Source organism: Ramlibacter sp. PS3R-8 (assembly GCF_037572435.1).
In the GTDB taxonomy this organism is placed as follows: domain Bacteria; phylum Pseudomonadota; class Gammaproteobacteria; order Burkholderiales; family Burkholderiaceae_C; genus Ramlibacter.
Genome location: NZ_JBBHGT010000008.1, coordinates 108,602 through 125,000, shown reverse-complemented (window position 1 = coordinate 125,000; position 16,399 = coordinate 108,602). Strand labels below are relative to the sequence as shown.

Annotated in this window: 9 protein-coding genes, 2 tRNA genes and 2 rRNA genes (1 of these 13 only partly in view); 6 read left to right on the top strand and 7 right to left on the bottom strand. The window is 63.2% G+C overall.

What is annotated here, in order from left to right:
- From WG902_RS21690 to WG902_RS21665, 6 genes are all read right to left on the bottom strand, one after another.
- Window positions 1–2,344, bottom strand: a 23S ribosomal RNA gene (locus tag WG902_RS21690); it reaches 536 nt to the left of the window's first position.
- A gap of 335 nt (window positions 2,345–2,679) precedes the next feature.
- Window positions 2,680–2,755 (bottom strand) — tRNA-Ala (locus tag WG902_RS21685).
- 21 nt (window positions 2,756–2,776) lie between these two features.
- Window positions 2,777–2,853: transfer RNA gene (locus tag WG902_RS21680), tRNA-Ile, on the bottom strand.
- 113 nt (window positions 2,854–2,966) lie between these two features.
- Window positions 2,967–4,501 (bottom strand): 16S ribosomal RNA (locus tag WG902_RS21675).
- Together the 16S and 23S rRNA genes with 2 tRNA genes alongside form the textbook arrangement of a ribosomal RNA operon.
- A gap of 442 nt (window positions 4,502–4,943) precedes the next feature.
- Entirely contained in the window at window positions 4,944–7,205 is a 2,262-nt protein-coding gene (locus tag WG902_RS21670; RefSeq protein ID WP_340062300.1) for a xanthine dehydrogenase family protein molybdopterin-binding subunit, read from the bottom strand.
- Window positions 7,202–7,654: a (2Fe-2S)-binding protein gene (locus WG902_RS21665; RefSeq protein WP_340062299.1), complete on the bottom strand. Its 453-nt coding sequence runs from the start codon at window positions 7,652–7,654 to the stop codon at window positions 7,202–7,204. The genes WG902_RS21670 and WG902_RS21665 overlap by 4 nt, the downstream gene beginning before the upstream one ends.
- Before the next feature lie 113 nt (window positions 7,655–7,767).
- Between WG902_RS21665 and WG902_RS21660 the strand changes: the two genes are divergently transcribed.
- Entirely contained in the window at window positions 7,768–9,639 is a 1,872-nt protein-coding gene (locus WG902_RS21660; protein WP_340062298.1) for an ATP-binding cassette domain-containing protein, read from the top strand.
- A gap of 17 nt (window positions 9,640–9,656) precedes the next feature.
- Window positions 9,657–11,444: a phospholipase D family protein gene (locus WG902_RS21655; RefSeq protein WP_340062297.1), complete on the top strand. Its 1,788-nt coding sequence runs from the start codon at window positions 9,657–9,659 to the stop codon at window positions 11,442–11,444.
- Window positions 11,445–11,456: 12 nt separating this feature from the next.
- Here WG902_RS21655 and WG902_RS21650 read toward each other — a convergent pair whose 3' ends face one another.
- Window positions 11,457–12,905: an aminotransferase-like domain-containing protein gene (locus WG902_RS21650; protein ID WP_340062296.1), complete on the bottom strand. Its 1,449-nt coding sequence runs from the start codon at window positions 12,903–12,905 to the stop codon at window positions 11,457–11,459.
- A 124-nt stretch (window positions 12,906–13,029) separates the two neighbouring features.
- Here WG902_RS21650 and WG902_RS21645 point away from each other — a divergent pair, with 124 nt between their 5' ends.
- From WG902_RS21645 to WG902_RS21630, 4 genes are read left to right on the top strand one after another with little or no spacing between them, the layout of a single operon-like run.
- Window positions 13,030–13,644 (top strand): LysE family translocator, encoded by a 615-nt coding sequence (locus tag WG902_RS21645; protein WP_340062295.1) that lies wholly within the window; start codon window positions 13,030–13,032, stop codon window positions 13,642–13,644.
- Window positions 13,641–14,579 (top strand): DMT family transporter, encoded by a 939-nt coding sequence (locus WG902_RS21640; protein ID WP_340062294.1) that lies wholly within the window; start codon window positions 13,641–13,643, stop codon window positions 14,577–14,579. The genes WG902_RS21645 and WG902_RS21640 overlap by 4 nt, the downstream gene beginning before the upstream one ends.
- Window positions 14,576–15,778, top strand: coding sequence for an aminotransferase-like domain-containing protein (locus WG902_RS21635; RefSeq protein WP_340062293.1), 1,203 nt, complete (start codon window positions 14,576–14,578; stop codon window positions 15,776–15,778). The genes WG902_RS21640 and WG902_RS21635 overlap by 4 nt, the downstream gene beginning before the upstream one ends.
- On the top strand, window positions 15,775–16,398 hold the full coding sequence (locus WG902_RS21630; RefSeq protein ID WP_340062292.1) for a glutathione S-transferase family protein: 624 nt from the start codon (window positions 15,775–15,777) through the stop codon (window positions 16,396–16,398). Before WG902_RS21635 ends, WG902_RS21630 begins: the two co-directional genes overlap by 4 nt.
- Window position 16,399: the final 1 nt, after the last annotated feature.

The window sequence follows — 16,399 nt, the reverse complement described above, 5'->3', positions numbered from 1 at the left end:
CTCGACTTGTCAGTCTCGCAGTTAAGCACGCTTATGCCATTGCACTATCGTCACGATGTCCGACCGTAACTAGCGTACCTTCGAACTCCTCCGTTACGCTTTGGGAGGAGACCGCCCCAGTCAAACTGCCTACCATGCACTGTCCCCGGCCCGGATAACGGGCCTAGGTTAGAACCTCAAACGCACCAGGGTGGTATTTCAACGTTGGCTCCACCAGATCTAGCGACCCGGCTTCAAAGCCTCCCACCTATCCTACACAGATCCGTTCAAAGTCCAATACAAAGCTACAGTAAAGGTTCATGGGGTCTTTCCGTCTTTCCGCGGGGAGATTGCATCATCACAAACATTTCAACTTCGCTGAGTCTCGGGAGGAGACAGTGTGGCCATCGTTACGCCATTCGTGCAGGTCGGAACTTACCCGACAAGGAATTTCGCTACCTTAGGACCGTTATAGTTACGGCCGCCGTTTACTGGGACTTCGATCAAGAGCTTGCACCCCATCACTTAATCTTCCAGCACCGGGCAGGCGTCACACCCTATACGTCCACTTTCGTGTTTGCAGAGTGCTGTGTTTTTATTAAACAGTCGCAGCCACCGATTTTTTGCAACCTCATTGGGCTCCATCCGCGAGGGACTTCACCTACTAAAGGCACACCTTCTTCCGAAGTTACGGTGTCAATTTGCCGAGTTCCTTCTCCCGAGTTCTCTCAAGCGCCTGAGAATACTCATCTCGCGCACCAGTGTCGGTTTGCGGTACGGTCGTGTGTAGCTGAAGCTTAGTGGCTTTTCCTGGAAGCAGGGTATCACTCACTTCGGGTGCAAGCACCCTCGTTATCACCCCTCATCTAAGCCCGGCGGATTTACCTACCAGGCACGACTACAGGCTTGAACAGACACATCCAACAGTCTGCCGAGTTAACCTTCTCCGTCCCCACATCGCACTACACATCGGTACAGGAATATTGACCTGTTTCCCATCAGCTACGCATCTCTGCCTCGCCTTAGGGGCCGACTCACTCTACGCCGATGAACGTTGCGTAGAAAACCTTGCGCTTACGGCGAGCGGGCTTTTCACCCGCTTTAACGCTACTCATGTCAGCATTCGCACTTCTGATACCTCCAGCATCCCTCTCGAGACACCTTCACAGGCTTACAGAACGCTCTCCTACCACTTGCACTTGCGTGCAAATCCGCAGCTTCGGTAACTGGCTTAGCCCCGTTACATCTTCCGCGCAGGACGACTCGATCAGTGAGCTATTACGCTTTCTTTAAATGATGGCTGCTTCTAAGCCAACATCCTGACTGTTTTAGCCTTCCCACTTCGTTTCCCACTTAGCCAATTTTAGGGACCTTAGCTGGCGGTCTGGGTTGTTTCCCTCTTGAGTCCGGACGTTAGCACCCGGTGCTCTGTCTCCCAAGCTGTACTCTGCGGTATTCGGAGTTTGCCTTGGTTTGGTAAGTCGCCATGACCCCCTAGCCAAAACAGTGCTCTACCCCCGCAGGTAATACTTGAGGCACTACCTAAATAGTTTTCGGAGAGAACCAGCTATTTCCAAGTTTGTTTAGCCTTTCACCCCTATCCACAGCTCATCCGCTAGTTTTGCAACACTAGTCGGTTCGGACCTCCAGTACCTGTTACGGCACCTTCATCCTGGCCATGGATAGATCACTTGGTTTCGGGTCTACACCCAGCGACTGGACGCCCTATTCGGACTCGGTTTCCCTGCGGCTACCCTATTCGGTTAACCTTGCCACTGAATGTAAGTCGCTGACCCATTATACAAAAGGTACGCAGTCACCCTTGCGGGCTCCTACTTTTTGTAAGCATGCGGTTTCAGGATCTATTTCACTCCCCTCCCGGGGTTCTTTTCGCCTTTCCCTCACGGTACTAGTTCACTATCGGTCGATTACGAGTATTTAGCCTTGGAGGATGGTCCCCCCATCTTCAGACAGGATTTCTCGTGTCCCGCCCTACTTGTCGCTAGCTTAGTACCACACAGATCTTTTCGCGTACGGGGCTATCACCCTCTGTAGCCGGCCTTTCCAAGCCGTTCCGCTAAGTTCTGCGCTATCACTAGCAGGCTCTTCCGATTTCGCTCGCCACTACTTTCGGAATCTCGGTTGATGTCTTTTCCTCGAGCTACTGAGATGTTTCAGTTCACCCGGTTCGCCTCGCATGACTATGTATTCATCATGCGATACCTCTTGCGAGGTGGGTTTCCCCATTCGGAAATCTCCGGATCAAAGCTTATTTGCCAGCTCCCCGAAGCTTATCGCAGGCTATCACGTCCTTCGTCGCCTGTAATCGCCAAGGCATCCACCACATGCTCTTATTCACTTGACCCTATAACTTTGACGCCTCTCACGAGGAACAAAGCCAATCAAGGAATCGCGAGGTCTCTCACCTCGCGCGTTATGCCGTTATCTTCATATTTTCGATTTGACTCGAAATTGAAGTCTGGTTGACGCAATCAAAAAAATTGTCGCTGGCGGCACGGTCTGCACTAAACCTTTACGAATGTGCAGTTTCCACCAGCAACGCTGATTTCGACTCTATGAATTGTTAAAGAACAGCCGATTGACTTCCAGCAGATGCTGGCCGTCAACAACAAAGCAGCCTGGCACTCTTGACGAGCGATCAAGCCACTTTGGTGTTGATCTATTTCCGATTTGGTTTGTTGGTGGAGGATGACGGGATCGAACCGACGACCCCCTGCTTGCAAAGCAGGTGCTCTCCCAGCTGAGCTAATCCCCCAGGAACCTTGTCCGGCGGAGATGGTGGGTCTGGTTGGTCTCGAACCAACGACCCCCGCCTTATCAAGACGGTGCTCTAACCAACTGAGCTACAGACCCGGGGCCGGTCGCTCAACTGCGAGCACATCTTTGCGAGCAATTCGTCGCTGGCGACATCTCTTTCCAACAACCGATAAGTGTGAGCGTTCAACTTTGACTGCTAGTGTTTCCAGAAAGGAGGTGATCCAGCCGCACCTTCCGATACGGCTACCTTGTTACGACTTCACCCCAGTCACGAACCCTGCCGTGGTAATCGCCCTCCTTGCGGTTAGGCTAACTACTTCTGGCAGAACCCGCTCCCATGGTGTGACGGGCGGTGTGTACAAGACCCGGGAACGTATTCACCGTGACATGCTGATCCACGATTACTAGCGATTCCGACTTCACGCAGTCGAGTTGCAGACTACGATCCGGACTACGACCGGTTTTATGGGATTAGCTCCCCCTCGCGGGTTGGCAGCCCTTTGTACCGGCCATTGTATGACGTGTGTAGCCCTACCCATAAGGGCCATGAGGACTTGACGTCATCCCCACCTTCCTCCGGTTTGTCACCGGCAGTCTCATTAGAGTGCCCAACTGAATGTAGCAACTAATGACAAGGGTTGCGCTCGTTGCGGGACTTAACCCAACATCTCACGACACGAGCTGACGACAGCCATGCAGCACCTGTGTTCTGGCTCCCTTTCGGGCACTCTTCTATCTCTAAAAGATTCCAGACATGTCAAGGGTAGGTAAGGTTTTTCGCGTTGCATCGAATTAAACCACATCATCCACCGCTTGTGCGGGTCCCCGTCAATTCCTTTGAGTTTCAACCTTGCGGCCGTACTCCCCAGGCGGTCAACTTCACGCGTTAGCTTCGTTACTGAGTCAGTGAAGACCCAACAACCAGTTGACATCGTTTAGGGCGTGGACTACCAGGGTATCTAATCCTGTTTGCTCCCCACGCTTTCGTGCATGAGCGTCAGTACAGGTCCAGGGGATTGCCTTCGCCATCGGTGTTCCTCCGCATATCTACGCATTTCACTGCTACACGCGGAATTCCATCCCCCTCTACCGTACTCTAGCTATGCAGTCACAAATGCAGTTCCAAGGTTAAGCCCTGGGATTTCACACCTGTCTTACATAACCGCCTGCGCACGCTTTACGCCCAGTAATTCCGATTAACGCTTGCACCCTACGTATTACCGCGGCTGCTGGCACGTAGTTAGCCGGTGCTTATTCTTACGGTACCGTCATGAGCGCTCTGTATTAGAAAGCGCCTTTTCGTTCCGTACAAAAGCAGTTTACAACCCGAGGGCCTTCATCCTGCACGCGGAATGGCTGGATCAGACTTGCGTCCATTGTCCAAAATTCCCCACTGCTGCCTCCCGTAGGAGTCTGGGCCGTGTCTCAGTCCCAGTGTGGCTGGTCGTCCTCTCAGACCAGCTACAGATCGTCGGCTTGGTGAGCCTTTACCCCACCAACTACCTAATCTGCCATCGGCCGCTCCAATCGCGCGAGGTCTTGCGATCCCCCGCTTTCAACCAGAGTTCGTATGCGGTATTAGCTACGCTTTCGCGTAGTTATCCCCCACGACTGGGCACGTTCCGATGTATTACTCACCCGTTCGCCACTCGCCACCAGGGTTGCCCCCGTGCTGCCGTTCGACTTGCATGTGTAAAGCATTCCGCCAGCGTTCAATCTGAGCCAGGATCAAACTCTACAGTTCGATCTTGATATTTGCTCAATAGGAATCGAAGTGAACTTCACTTCTTTTCTTCATATGAGCGTTTGATTTGTTCCGAAGAACTTGGCAGTCGCCATCAAACGCCCACGCTTATCGGCTGTAGATTTTTAACGAACCCGCAAACCAGCTCAGCACGCCTTCTCAAGCGCCACCTCGCCTCGTTTGCCGCCTCCGCTGCGATCAGCGAAGCCCTCGATTATGACAGATTTTTTGAAGCTCTGTCCAGCTGTTTTTGCCTGCGCCGCTTGCGACTCGCTCGTTTCGAGCCAACCGCCCTCGTCATCAGCGAAGCCCGCGATTCTATACCGACTTTGGATCGTCGCTCCAGACCGCGAACCCACTCCTTGCTCGACCTCCGTGTCAGCTGCGTCCCGCAGCCCTCGTCAGCCGAGCCCTCGACTATAGCACGGGAAAACCCGTACGGCTAGACGGTGAGAGGTAACGAGCGATTGCGCTTGCCGGTCAGCGCGTACAGGGCATTTGCGACGGCGGGCGCCACCGGCGGCACACCCGGCTCCCCCACGCCAGTAGGCGGCCGTTCGCTGGGGACGATCCAGGTCTCCACGAGAGGAGACGCGGCGAGCGTGAGCATCGGATAGCTCGGAAAATTCCCTTGCTGCACCACGCCGTCGCGAATGTCGATGTGCCCGTGCAGAGCAGCAGACAGGCCGAACACGACGGAGCTTTCCATCTGCTGCGCCACGATGTTCGGATTGATCACCGTCCCGCAATCGATGGCGCAGACCACGCGGTGCCCGCGCACCTGCCCCTTGTCGAGGGAGACCTCGACAACCTGAGCGACGATGGAGCCGAACGATTCATGCAGCGCCACACCGCGCGCGCGTCCTGCGGGCAGCGGCCGGCCCCACCCGGCCTTTTCGGCCGCGAGATTCAAGACAGCCAGGTGGCGTGGCGCCCTCTTCAGAAGCTGGCGACGGAACTCCACTGGATCGCGACCCGCGGCCGCGGCGGCCTCGTCCATGAAACACTCGCTGAAGAAGGCATTGTGGGAGTGGCCGACCGATCGCCAGAAACCGACCGGCACCCCCGAGCGGGTGGACACATGCTCGACCTTCAACTGCGGGAAGTCGTAAGGTTGATCGAACAGCCCTTCCGACGTCGTCTTGTCGGGAAGGTCCACCGGTCCGGCAAACTGCGGCATCGCACGCTCGAACCAGCGCGGGGAGATCGCGTCGCCAGCGGATTTGATCTGCAGCGCCAGACCCTGCCCTTTCGCGTCCACGGAAGCGCGCAAACGCGCCACCTGCATCGGACGATAAAAGTCGTGCCTCGTATCCTCTTCCCGGGACCAGATCAGTTGCACCGCCACGCCGGGCACATCCTGCGCTACCCGCACGGCTTGCGCGACGTAATCGACTTCGAGCCGGCGTCCGAATCCGCCGCCAAGCAGCGTCACGTGCAGGTCGACCTGGTCGATGGCCACTCCCGCCACGCGCGCCGCGGCCGCGCGGCACATCTGCGGCACCTGCGTGGGCGCCCACACCTCCACACGCCCGTTCGAGACCCTGGCAGTGGCATTCATCGGCTCGAGTGTTGCGTGTGCCAGGTAAGGGGCGCTGTACCAGGCTTCGATGGACTTGCCCGGCTCGCCTGCCGGTTGGGCATCGCCGCGTTGATGGAACGTGTAGCCGTTTCCATGCGTGACCGCCGATTCCAGATCCCGCGCGATGACGCGTGAGTCGGGAGCCAACGCCGGCGGCCGCCATTCGACCTCCACGGCCGCGGCCGCCTGGCGCGCCTGCCAATAGTTGCTGGCGACGACCGCGAACCCGGCAGTCGAACCCCCATACGCAGGCAGCATCACGATCCGCTGCACTCCCGGCATCGCCAACGCCGATTTCGCGTCGACGCGTCCCGGTGAGCCGCCGATCGCCGGGCACAAGCGAATCGCGCCGAACAGCATCCCGGGCACCCGTACGTCGATGCCGAAACGTGCGGTGCCATCCACCTTGGCCGGCAGGTCCAGGCGCGGCGCGGGCTGGCCGATCACGCGCCACTCCTTGCGCTCCTTCAGCCGCACGCTGCCGGGCGGCGTGGCGGAGGCGACCCTTGCCAGCTCGCCGTAGGTCGCGCTGCGGCCGGAGGAATGCGATACCACCCCTTTGTCCACCCGCATTTCGTCCGCGGGCAGCCTCCATTGCAACGAGGCGGCGCCGACAAGCGAAGCCCGCGCCGTCGCAGCCGCGACCCGTACCACGTCCCACGCATCCGCGACGCTCGAGGAGCCTCCTGTGGCATTGATCCCCAGTTCGCGGCCCAGCTTGGTCACCAGCCACCTGCCGGCCTTCACGCGTCCGAAGCCGTCTTCCCGCTCTGCGTCCAGCGGATGAAACGGCAGGTTGCCCACCAGCATGGCGACGTTGCCATAGATCGCGTCCGGGCCTGCCTGCTCGATGCGCACCACGGACAAGGGAACGTCCAGCTCTTCGGCGGCCATCTGCGGCAGCGCGGTGTGCACGCCCTGACCCATTTCACTGCGCGGCATGGCCAACACCACGCCGCCATCGGGAAGGATCTTGATCCAGCCATTGAGCGACATGTCCCCTTCGCCGGGCTGCATCAGCGAGCCAAGCCCGAGTCGCGAGCGCTGGGGAAGCGCCGCCCAGCCGAGCAGCAGCGCGCCGGCGCCCACCGTCGTGCCCAGCAGCCAGGCGCGACGTTTCACGACTTGATCCCGGCCGCGCGTTTGATCGCCACGCGCACGCGCTGGTAGGTTCCACAACGGCAGATGTTCGTCATCGCCTCGTCGATGTCGGCATCCGTCGGCTTGGGCTTCTTCTCCAGCAAGGCCGCGGCCGCCATCAACATGCCGCTCTGGCAGTAGCCGCACTGGGGCACCTGCTCCGCGATCCAGGCCGCTTGCAGGGCATGCGGCCGGCCCGCAACTCCCAGTCCTTCGATGGTCTGGATGGCCTTGCCGATGACACTGGCGACCGGAGCGACGCACGAGCGCACAGCCTGCCCGTCCACGCGCACCGTGCAGGCGCCGCAGGCGGCAACACCACAGCCGAACTTGGTGCCCGTCATCTGCAACAGGTCGCGCAGCACCCACAGCAGCGGCATCGCCGGATCGGCATCCACCTGCCTGCGCGTACCGTTGATGTTCAACTCCACGGAACCCCTCCTTGTGCAGCAAGTCCCACTATAGCCAAGCACGCCGCGAACCCAGCCTTTGTTTCGCTCGCCTGCGGCGCCAGTGATACGCTCCGAGCCTTTTCCCGCACTTCATGGCCCTTCTCACGCTCGCCGACGCCCAACTCGCCTTCGGGCACGTGGCGCTGCTCGATCACGCCGACTTCGCACTTGAAAACTCGGAGCGGGTGGGACTGATCGGCCGCAACGGCGCGGGCAAGTCTTCGTTGCTGCGCATCCTTGCCGGACTGGAGCAGCCGGACGACGGCGTGCTGCATCGCCAGCAAGGACTGCACGCCGCTTTCGTCGCGCAGGAACCGGTGCTGCAGGAAGAAGCCACGGTCTTCGAATCCGTGCGTTCCGGACTTGCCGATGTCATCGCGCTGGTCGATGCCTATACCCACGGCGAGGGAGACCTTGACGCCCTGCAGGGCCGCATCGAAGCGCACGACGGCTGGAACTGGGAGCGGCGGATCGACGAGACGCTGCAGCGCCTGCACCTGGACGCGAACGCGCAGATCGGCGCACTCTCCGGCGGCAACCGCAAACGCGTCGCGCTCGCGCAGGCGCTCGTCCGGCGCCCGGACGTGCTGCTGCTCGACGAACCCACGAACCACCTGGACCTGGACTCCATCGAGTGGCTGGAGAACCTGCTGATCGACTTCCGCGGCAGCGTCGTCCTGATCACCCACGACCGCGCGTTCCTCGATCGCGTCGCCACCCGGATCGTCGAACTCGATCGGGGCCGGCTGCTGTCCTATCCCGGCAACTTCACGCAGTTCCAGGTGCTCAAGCAGGAGCAACTGGCGCAAGAGGCGGTGATCAACGCCAAGGCGGACAAGTTGCTGGCCCAGGAAGAAGTGTGGGTCCGCAAGGGCGTCGAGGCTCGCCGCACGCGGTCGCAAAGCCGCATCGGACGGCTGGAACAACTTCGCGCCCGCCGCACCGCGCGGCGGGATGCGCTGGGCCGCGTCAGCATGGACGTGGCCTCGGGGCAGCCGACGGGAAAGATCGTTGCCGAACTGACAGCGGTCTCCAAGTCCTACGGAAGCCAATCGGTGGTGCGGGATTTCAGCGCGACCATCTTGCGTGGCGACAAGGTCGGCCTCATCGGCCCCAACGGCGCCGGCAAGACGACGCTGCTGCGGCTGATCCTCGGGGAGCTCGCACCGGACAGCGGGCGTGTTCGCCTGGGCAGCAACCTGCAGGTGGCCTACTTTGACCAGATGCGGACGGCGCTGGATCCGAACGCCACGCTCGAGGACTTCATCAGCCCCGGCAGCGAGTGGATCGAGATCGGCGGACAGCGCAAGCACGTGAAGAGCTACCTGGGCGACTTCCTCTTCTCGCCCGCGCGGGCCACGTCACCGGTGCGTTCATTGTCCGGCGGCGAGCGCAACCGGTTGTTGCTGGCGCGGCTGTTCGCGCGGCCTGCGAATGTGCTGGTGCTCGACGAGCCAACCAATGACCTCGACATCGACACGCTCGAATTGCTGGAAGAATTGCTGCAGGACTATGCGGGAACGGTGTTCCTGGTCAGCCATGACCGGGCATTCCTCGACAACGTGGTCACCAGCACCATCGCGTTCGAGGGTGATGCGCATTGGCGCGAGTACGAAGGGGGCGTCCAGGACTGGCTGACGCAGTCGCGGCGCTCGCGTCAAATGGCGAGCGCATCTGCTGCTGCCAGCGCCCCTGCCGCTCCTGCGCGCGAGAAGGCCAGCGCACCGGCACCGGCACCGGCCCGGCGCAAGCTCGGCTACAAGGAACAGCGCGAACTGGAGGCGCTGCCCGCGCGCATCGAGGCGCTGGAGCTCGAGCAGAAGTCCTTGCAGCAGGCGCTGGCGGACGGCGCCCTCTACCGCGACGATCCGCCCCGTGCCTCGCAACTCGCGGCGCGGGCGGAGCAGATCGAGGAAGAACTGATGACGGTCCTCGAGCGCTGGGAGTCGCTGGGCCAGCTGTAGGCATCAACCGGCAGCCATTGGCGGCCATTGCTGACCTTGGCGCTGTACGGCGGGGGTGTTGCCGCGCTACAGTGGTTGAACCCATGCACTCCACCCTCGCGCTCTCCCAGGTCCCCTGTTCTCCGTCATGGCAGCGCGGTTTGCGCTGGCTTGCCATGGTGCTGCTGCTTTCGTGGGCGAGTGGCTGCGCGAGCCTGCCGGCCAACACCAACCGGACGGCATCGAAGGCCTTCGCCGACCCGGGCAGCACGCCGCTGGGCCAGCTGGTGCAGGCACGTCGGGCGCAGGCCGGCACGCGCAGTGACTCGGCGTTCTACCTTCTCGACGGAGTCGATGCCGCCCTGGCGAGCCGCCTCGCACTGATCGATGGGGCGCGGCGGAGCATGGACCTGCAGTATTACGCGATCCATGCCGATGCGAGCACGGAAGTTCTGCTGCAGCGTCTGCGCGAAGCCGCGCGGCGCGGCGTCCGCGTGCGCATCCTGCTGGACGACTTCAACACGGTCGGCGAGGATACCCAGGTGCTGCGGCTCGCGTTCGAGCCGAACGTGGAGGTCCGGTTGTTCAATCCGGTTCCCGGCACGCGCAACACCATGCTTGGCCGCGTCGTGACCTCCCTGCACGACGTCGAGCGGCTGCAGAAGCGCATGCACAACAAGATGTTCATCGCCGACAACGCCTGGGGCATCACCGGCGGGCGCAACCTGGGCGACCAGTATTTCGGCATCGGCGACAAGCAGAATTTCGTCGACCTCGACGTGCTCGCGGCAGGCCGGATCGTTCGCGACATGTCCACCAGTTTCGACCGATTCTGGAACGACGAGCTCGCGTATCCCGTGCAGAGCCTGCTGGACAAGGAAGACCTGGACCTGCTGCGCAGAAGCGCGCCGCAAAGCTCCTCGGCCCAAGGCATGCCTGCCGTGCAACCTGCCAAACCCGCCATGCCGGTGATGCCGGTGACCGCTTCTCCCACCGTCCTGCCTTCGGTCATCCCCTCGGAGGTCGTCCAGGCGGATCGGCCACCGATCGATTTGCGTGCCATTCCGCTGGTCTGGGCACCTTCCACGCTGATGGTCGACGAGCCTGGCAAGGTCGGTCCGGGCGACGACGAGGCGAATGCAGGGGAAACCGTCATCGACGGCCTGATGAACCTGATGCAGGCAGCGCGCACCGAGGTGCTGATCATCTCGCCGTATTTCGTGCCGGGGCCGCGCATGATGTCAGTGTACGAACAACTGCGCAAACGCGGCGTCCGCGTTCGCCTGCTCACCAACTCCCTGGCCTCGAATGACGCTCCCCTGGCGCATGCGGGATATGCGCGCTACCGCAAGGCGCTGCTGGACATCGGCGTCGAGATTCACGAGTTGCGCTCGGACCCCGAAACGGCCGGCGCGCTGATCGGTTCCGATGGCGGCCGCAGCGACAAGCGCGGCTCCTGGTTCGGCGGCGCCGGCGGGTCCAAGGGCAACAGCAGTTCGCGCGCGAGCCTGCACTCCAAGGCCATCGTCATCGACCGGTACCTTTCGGTGATCGGTTCCATGAACCTGGACATGCGTTCGCAGCTGAAGAACAGCGAAGCGGGCCTCGTCATCCGCAGCACCGCGCTGGCGCAGCAGGTCTCTCGCCAGGTCGAACAGACCATCGATACGACCACTTACCGGCTTGACCAGCGCGGCGATCGCCTCGTCTGGCGGGCGCCCCCGGGCGTATCGTTCAAGGACGAAGACAGCGAACCTGGCGCCAGTGCGAAATTGAAGCTGTTCGTGCGCGTCCTGGGTCCCCTGGCGCCGGAAGAAATGCTGTAGTGGCCGCGCTCCTCACATCCGCTTGACCAGCTCCGCGTACTTGCGCCAGAACGCCGCATCCTGCGTCGTGGCGAAGTTGATGCGCATCAGCGTGCTCGGCTTGCGCTCGGCATGGAATAGCGCCCCGGGTGCCAGCAGGTAGCCCTCGTCGAGCATGCGCTGCGACAGGGCGTCGGTATCGACGCCAGTGTCCACCCACCCGAAAAGGCCGGCCGGCTCCGCCGCGAACCGGCAGCCCGCATTCAATGCCAGCTTGACGCTGCGGCCGCGCGCAACGTCAAGCCGCGTGCGGATGCGTTCGCAGTGGCGCCGCAACTGGCCCTGCTCGATGCACAACGCGAGGGCCTTCTCCAGCAATGCCGGAGTGGTCAGCGTGCCCAGCAGCTTGGTGTCGAGCAGTTGCTCCACCAGGCGAGCGGGTGCAGCCAGGAAGCCGATGCGCCAGTTCGGCGCGAGGATCTTGGCGAAGCCGCCGACATAGATCGTGCGCTGCAGCCCATCCAGCGTGGAAAGCCGGCTCGCGTGGGCTGGCGCGATGTGGCAATAGGTGTCGTCCTCGACGATGTGGAAGTCGTGCTCGTTGGCCAGCTGCAGGACGCGATGTGCGCTGCCCGGGGAAAGGCAGTAACTGGTCGGGTTGTGGAACACGCTGACGCTGACATACAGCTTGGGCTTGTGCACGGCGCAGTATTTCGCCATCACCTCCAGGTCCGGCCCGTCGGCGCGCCGCGGCACGGGCAACAGCCGCATGCCCATCGCGTTCAGCCGCGCGAACTCCACGGCCCAGCCCGGCTCCTCCACCATCACCGGGTCGCCGGGCCGCAGCAAGGTCCGGCTCACGATGTCCAGCGCATGCGTGGCGCCGACCGAGGTGATGATCTGGTCCGGCGACGCAGGCACGCCGAGGCCGGCCAGTTTGTGCGACAGCGCACGGCGCAAGCCGCTGTCCCCCAGGGGTTCGCCGTACTGCAACGAAAACTCGTGCAGCGCACGCGTGCTCGTGACCTTTCGCACGGCAGCCGGCATGAAGGTGGTTTCGAGCCAGTCGCTCGGCAGAACGCCCATCCCCGGCTGCGGCTTGTCGCTGATCTTGTGGAACATGCCGCGGATCAATGCCGTGGCGTTCACGGGGGCCGGTCCGCGCGGCGCCACCATCCAGTGCGCGGCACTCCAGGACGCAGGCTTCGGCTCCGCGGACGACGCCCGGGATTCCCGCTCCTCCCGCCCGGATCCCGCCTCGCGCACGAAGAAGCCGCGGTTCTTGCGTGCCTCCACCAGCCCCTGCGCCAGCAACTGGTCGTATGCAGCCACCACCGTGGTCGGGCTCACCCCGTGCTGCTCGGCGCATTGACGCACCGAAGGCAATCGCGCCCCGGGCGCAAGCAGGCGATCCCGAATGCGGCCGGCGAAGCGCCCGGCCAGTTGTTCCGTCAGCGATTGCGAAGACGCCTTCATCAGCATGGCGAGCCCCTGTGTATTGGCATGGGAGCCAGTACAGATCGCCGGGTGACATGGAAATCTGTACTGGTTGTGTATTGGTGCGCAAGATTACATTGGTCCGCATGCCAGCACAAGCACTCTTCCCATGACGGGCACCGAGATCACGGCGCTTTTGCTGTTCTGCACGGCGATGAGTTTTTCGCCGGGACCGAACACCACGCTGTCGACCGCTCTCGCGGCCAACGGAGGGTTGCGATCGGCCCTGCGGTTTTGTGTCGCCGTCCCGGCGGGCTGGACCTTGCTGATGATTGCCAGCGGCCTCGGCCTCGGCGCCCTGGTGCTCGGCTTGCCCCCGCTGCGCTGGGCAGTCAAGACCGCCGGCGTCGCCTACATGCTCTGGCTTGCCTGGAAACTGGCGCGCGCCGGTGAACTGACGCCCGTGGAAGAAAGCCGCCTGCGCGTAACCTTCTGGCAAGGCGTCGGCCTGCAATTCCTGAACATCAAGGCCTGGATGCTGGCCCTCACGCTGACGGCCGGTTGGGTCGTCAACGCCGGCGGGCAGCCTGCCGCCAATCCGGGCGAGCGACTGGCGATCATCGTGGCCATCATGGCGGTGTTCGCATTCACCAGCAATTTCACCTACGCCATGGTGGGCTCCCTGCTGCGCGGCTGGCTGGCGCAAGGCCGCCGCCTGCTCTGGTTCAACCGCATGCTGGCGCTCGTGCTCCTGGGCACCGCCGGCTGGATGCTGATGGTATGAAACGGCTCGAACGACGCGGTCTCTGGCTCGGCTTCGCCGGCGTGGCGATCTTCGCACTCACCTTGCCGATGACGCGGCTGGCCGTGGGCACGCCCGACGCGCCGCTGATGTCAGGTGCATTCATAGCGCTGGGGCGTGCCGCCGTCGCCGCGGTGTTGTCGGTCCTCTTCCTGCTGGCCACCCGCGCGCCCTGGCCGCGCAGGCAGGATTGGCTGCCACTGCTCCTGACGTCCGGCGGTGTCGTCTTCGGCTTTCCGCTGTTGACCTCCGTGGCGATGCGCCATGTCGAGGCTGTCCACGCCAGCGTGATCATCGGCGCGCTGCCGCTCGCCACTGCGCTGGTCGGTGCCTTGCTCCATCGGCAACGGCCGTCGGCTGGTTTCTGGGGTTGTGCAGCCCTGGGCACGATGCTCGTCGTGGCGTTCGCCCTGTTGCGATCCGGCCAGGGGCTCAACCTGCACGTGGCCGACCTGCTCCTGCTCGGCGCCGTTGCCTGCGCCGCCGTCGGCTACGCCTACGGGGGGCGGCTCGCCCAGTCCATGCACGCGGAGCATGTGATCTGCTGGGCGCTGGTGATCGCAGCGCCGGTGACACTGCCGCTGGCGTGGTGGACGGTGCCGCAGGCGCCGCTGCCGGCCAGTGCGTGGGCAGCATTCGCGTACGTCGCCGTGTTCTCCATGTGGATCGGCTTTTTCGCCTGGTACCGCGGCCTGGCCCTCGGTGGGACCGTGCGGGTCAGCCAGGTGCAACTGGTCCAGCCGATCCTCAGCATGCTGTTCGCCGTTCCCCTGCTCGGCGAGCGGCTCGATGCCGTCACGCTCGGCTTCGGCGTGGCCGTGATCGCCACGGTGTTCGTCGGCCGCCGCATGCCGGTCCGCACGCCGGTCGCGCCGATCGGCGCGCCGATCCTCTCTGCTTCCACGGAGCCACGATGAAACCCGATGACCTGACCCCCGCCTTCGGCTGGACCCTGGCGCGTCGCGCTGCGCGCATGAACCCGTCCGTCATCCGCGAGATCCTCAAGGTCACGGAGCGGCCCGGCATCATCAGCTTCGCCGGCGGCCTGCCCTCGCCCCTCACCTTTCCCGTGGACGCCTTCGCGGCGGCGTGCCGCAAGGTGCTGGCCGACGACGGGCCAGGTGCATTGCAATACTCCGCGAGCGAAGGCTACGGGCCGCTGCGCGAAGCGGTGGCCGCCTGGCTGCCCTGGCCGGTCGACCCGGCACAGGTGCTGATCACCACGGGTTCGCAACAAGGGCTGGACCTCGTGGCCAAGGTCCTTGTCGATGCCGACAGCGAAGTCCTGGTCGAGACACCCACCTACCTGGGAGCGCTGCAGGCTTTCGCGCCCATGGAGCCGCAGGTGGTCGGCGTCGCAAGCGATGCCGAAGGTATCGACCTGTCCGACCTTCGCCGTCGGCGCGGGAGCGCGCGCTTCCTTTACGTGCTGCCCAACTTCCAGAATCCCACCGGCCGTACGATGAGCGAGCCGCGGCGGCAGGCACTGGTGAACACCGTGCGCGAGCTCGCGCTGCCCGTGGTGGAGGACAACCCGTACGGCGACCTCTGGTTCGACGCGCCGCCCCCGACGCCGCTCGCCGCGCGCAACCCCGAAGGCACGATCTACCTCGGCTCGTTCTCCAAGGTTCTGGCTCCCGGTCTGCGCCTGGGTTACCTCGTCGCGCCGGCCGCCCTCACGCCCAAGCTGCTGCAGGCCAAGCAGGCCGCCGACCTGCACAGCCCGAGCTTCAACCAGCGGCTGGTGTCCGAAGTCCTGCGCGATGGTTTCCTGGACCGCCACGTACCCACCATTCGGGCGCTGTACCGTTCGCAGCGCGACGCCATGCTCGCCGCGCTGCAGCGTGAGATGCAAGGCCTGGACGTGAGCTGGAACGCGCCCGACGGTGGCATGTTCCTCTGGGCCCGCCTGCCGGCCGGCCTGGACGCCGCCGCGCTCCTGCCGCACGCGGTGGAGCGTGGCGTGGCCTTCGTTCCAGGCGCCGCCTTCTATGCCGGCGCGGCGGACACCCGCACGCTGCGCCTGTCCTTCGTCACGGCGACGCCGCAGCAAATCGACACCGGGATGGCCGCCCTTGCCGCGGCCATCCGCTTTGCACTTCGGAGGCAGTCATGACCTGTCGCATCTGGGGCCGCATCTCCTCCATCAACGTCCGCAAGGTCGTGTTCACCGCGCAGCTGCTCGATCTGACATTCGAACGCGTCGACGCCGGCGCAGCGTTCGGCATCGTGCGGACGCCGCAATACCAGCAGCGCAATCCCAACTCGCTGGTTCCCCTGCTGGAAGATGGCGACTTCACGCTCTGGGAATCCAACGTGATCGTCCGCTATCTGTGCGCACGGCATCCGGAGCGCGGCCTCTACCCACCGGAGTTGCAGGCGAGATTCGATGCGGAGCGCTGGATGGACTGGCAGCAGACGACGCTCAACCCGGCAGGTCGCGAGGCCTTCATCCAGCTGATCCGCACTCCCGCGGAGCAGCGCAATGCGCAGGCCCTTGCGGCTTCCGTTGCCGCGACACAGCCGCTGCTGGCCATGCTCGACGCGCGCCTGGCCAGCCGTCGCTTCATGGCGGGCGACACGCTGACGATGGCAGACATTCCGATCGCCTGCGAAATGCATCGCTGGTGGGGGCTGCCTCTCGAACATGCGCAGCATCCCAACCTGCGGCGCTGGTACGACAGCATTCGCAGCCTGCCCGCCGCCAGCGGCGCCCTCGACGTTCCGCTGAGCTGAC

Excerpts from the sequence above, each read along its gene's own strand:
- WG902_RS21645 (WP_340062295.1), top strand. The coding sequence starts at position 13,030 with ATGACGGGCACCGAGATCACGGCGCTTTTGCTGTTCTGCACGGCGATG.
- WG902_RS21640 (WP_340062294.1), top strand. The coding sequence starts at position 13,641 with ATGAAACGGCTCGAACGACGCGGTCTCTGGCTCGGCTTCGCCGGCGTG.
- WG902_RS21660 (WP_340062298.1), top strand. The coding sequence starts at position 7,768 with ATGGCCCTTCTCACGCTCGCCGACGCCCAACTCGCCTTCGGGCACGTG.
- WG902_RS21650 (WP_340062296.1), bottom strand. The coding sequence starts at position 12,905 with ATGCTGATGAAGGCGTCTTCGCAATCGCTGACGGAACAACTGGCCGGG.
- WG902_RS21630 (WP_340062292.1), top strand. The coding sequence starts at position 15,775 with ATGACCTGTCGCATCTGGGGCCGCATCTCCTCCATCAACGTCCGCAAG.
- WG902_RS21635 (WP_340062293.1), top strand. The coding sequence starts at position 14,576 with ATGAAACCCGATGACCTGACCCCCGCCTTCGGCTGGACCCTGGCGCGT.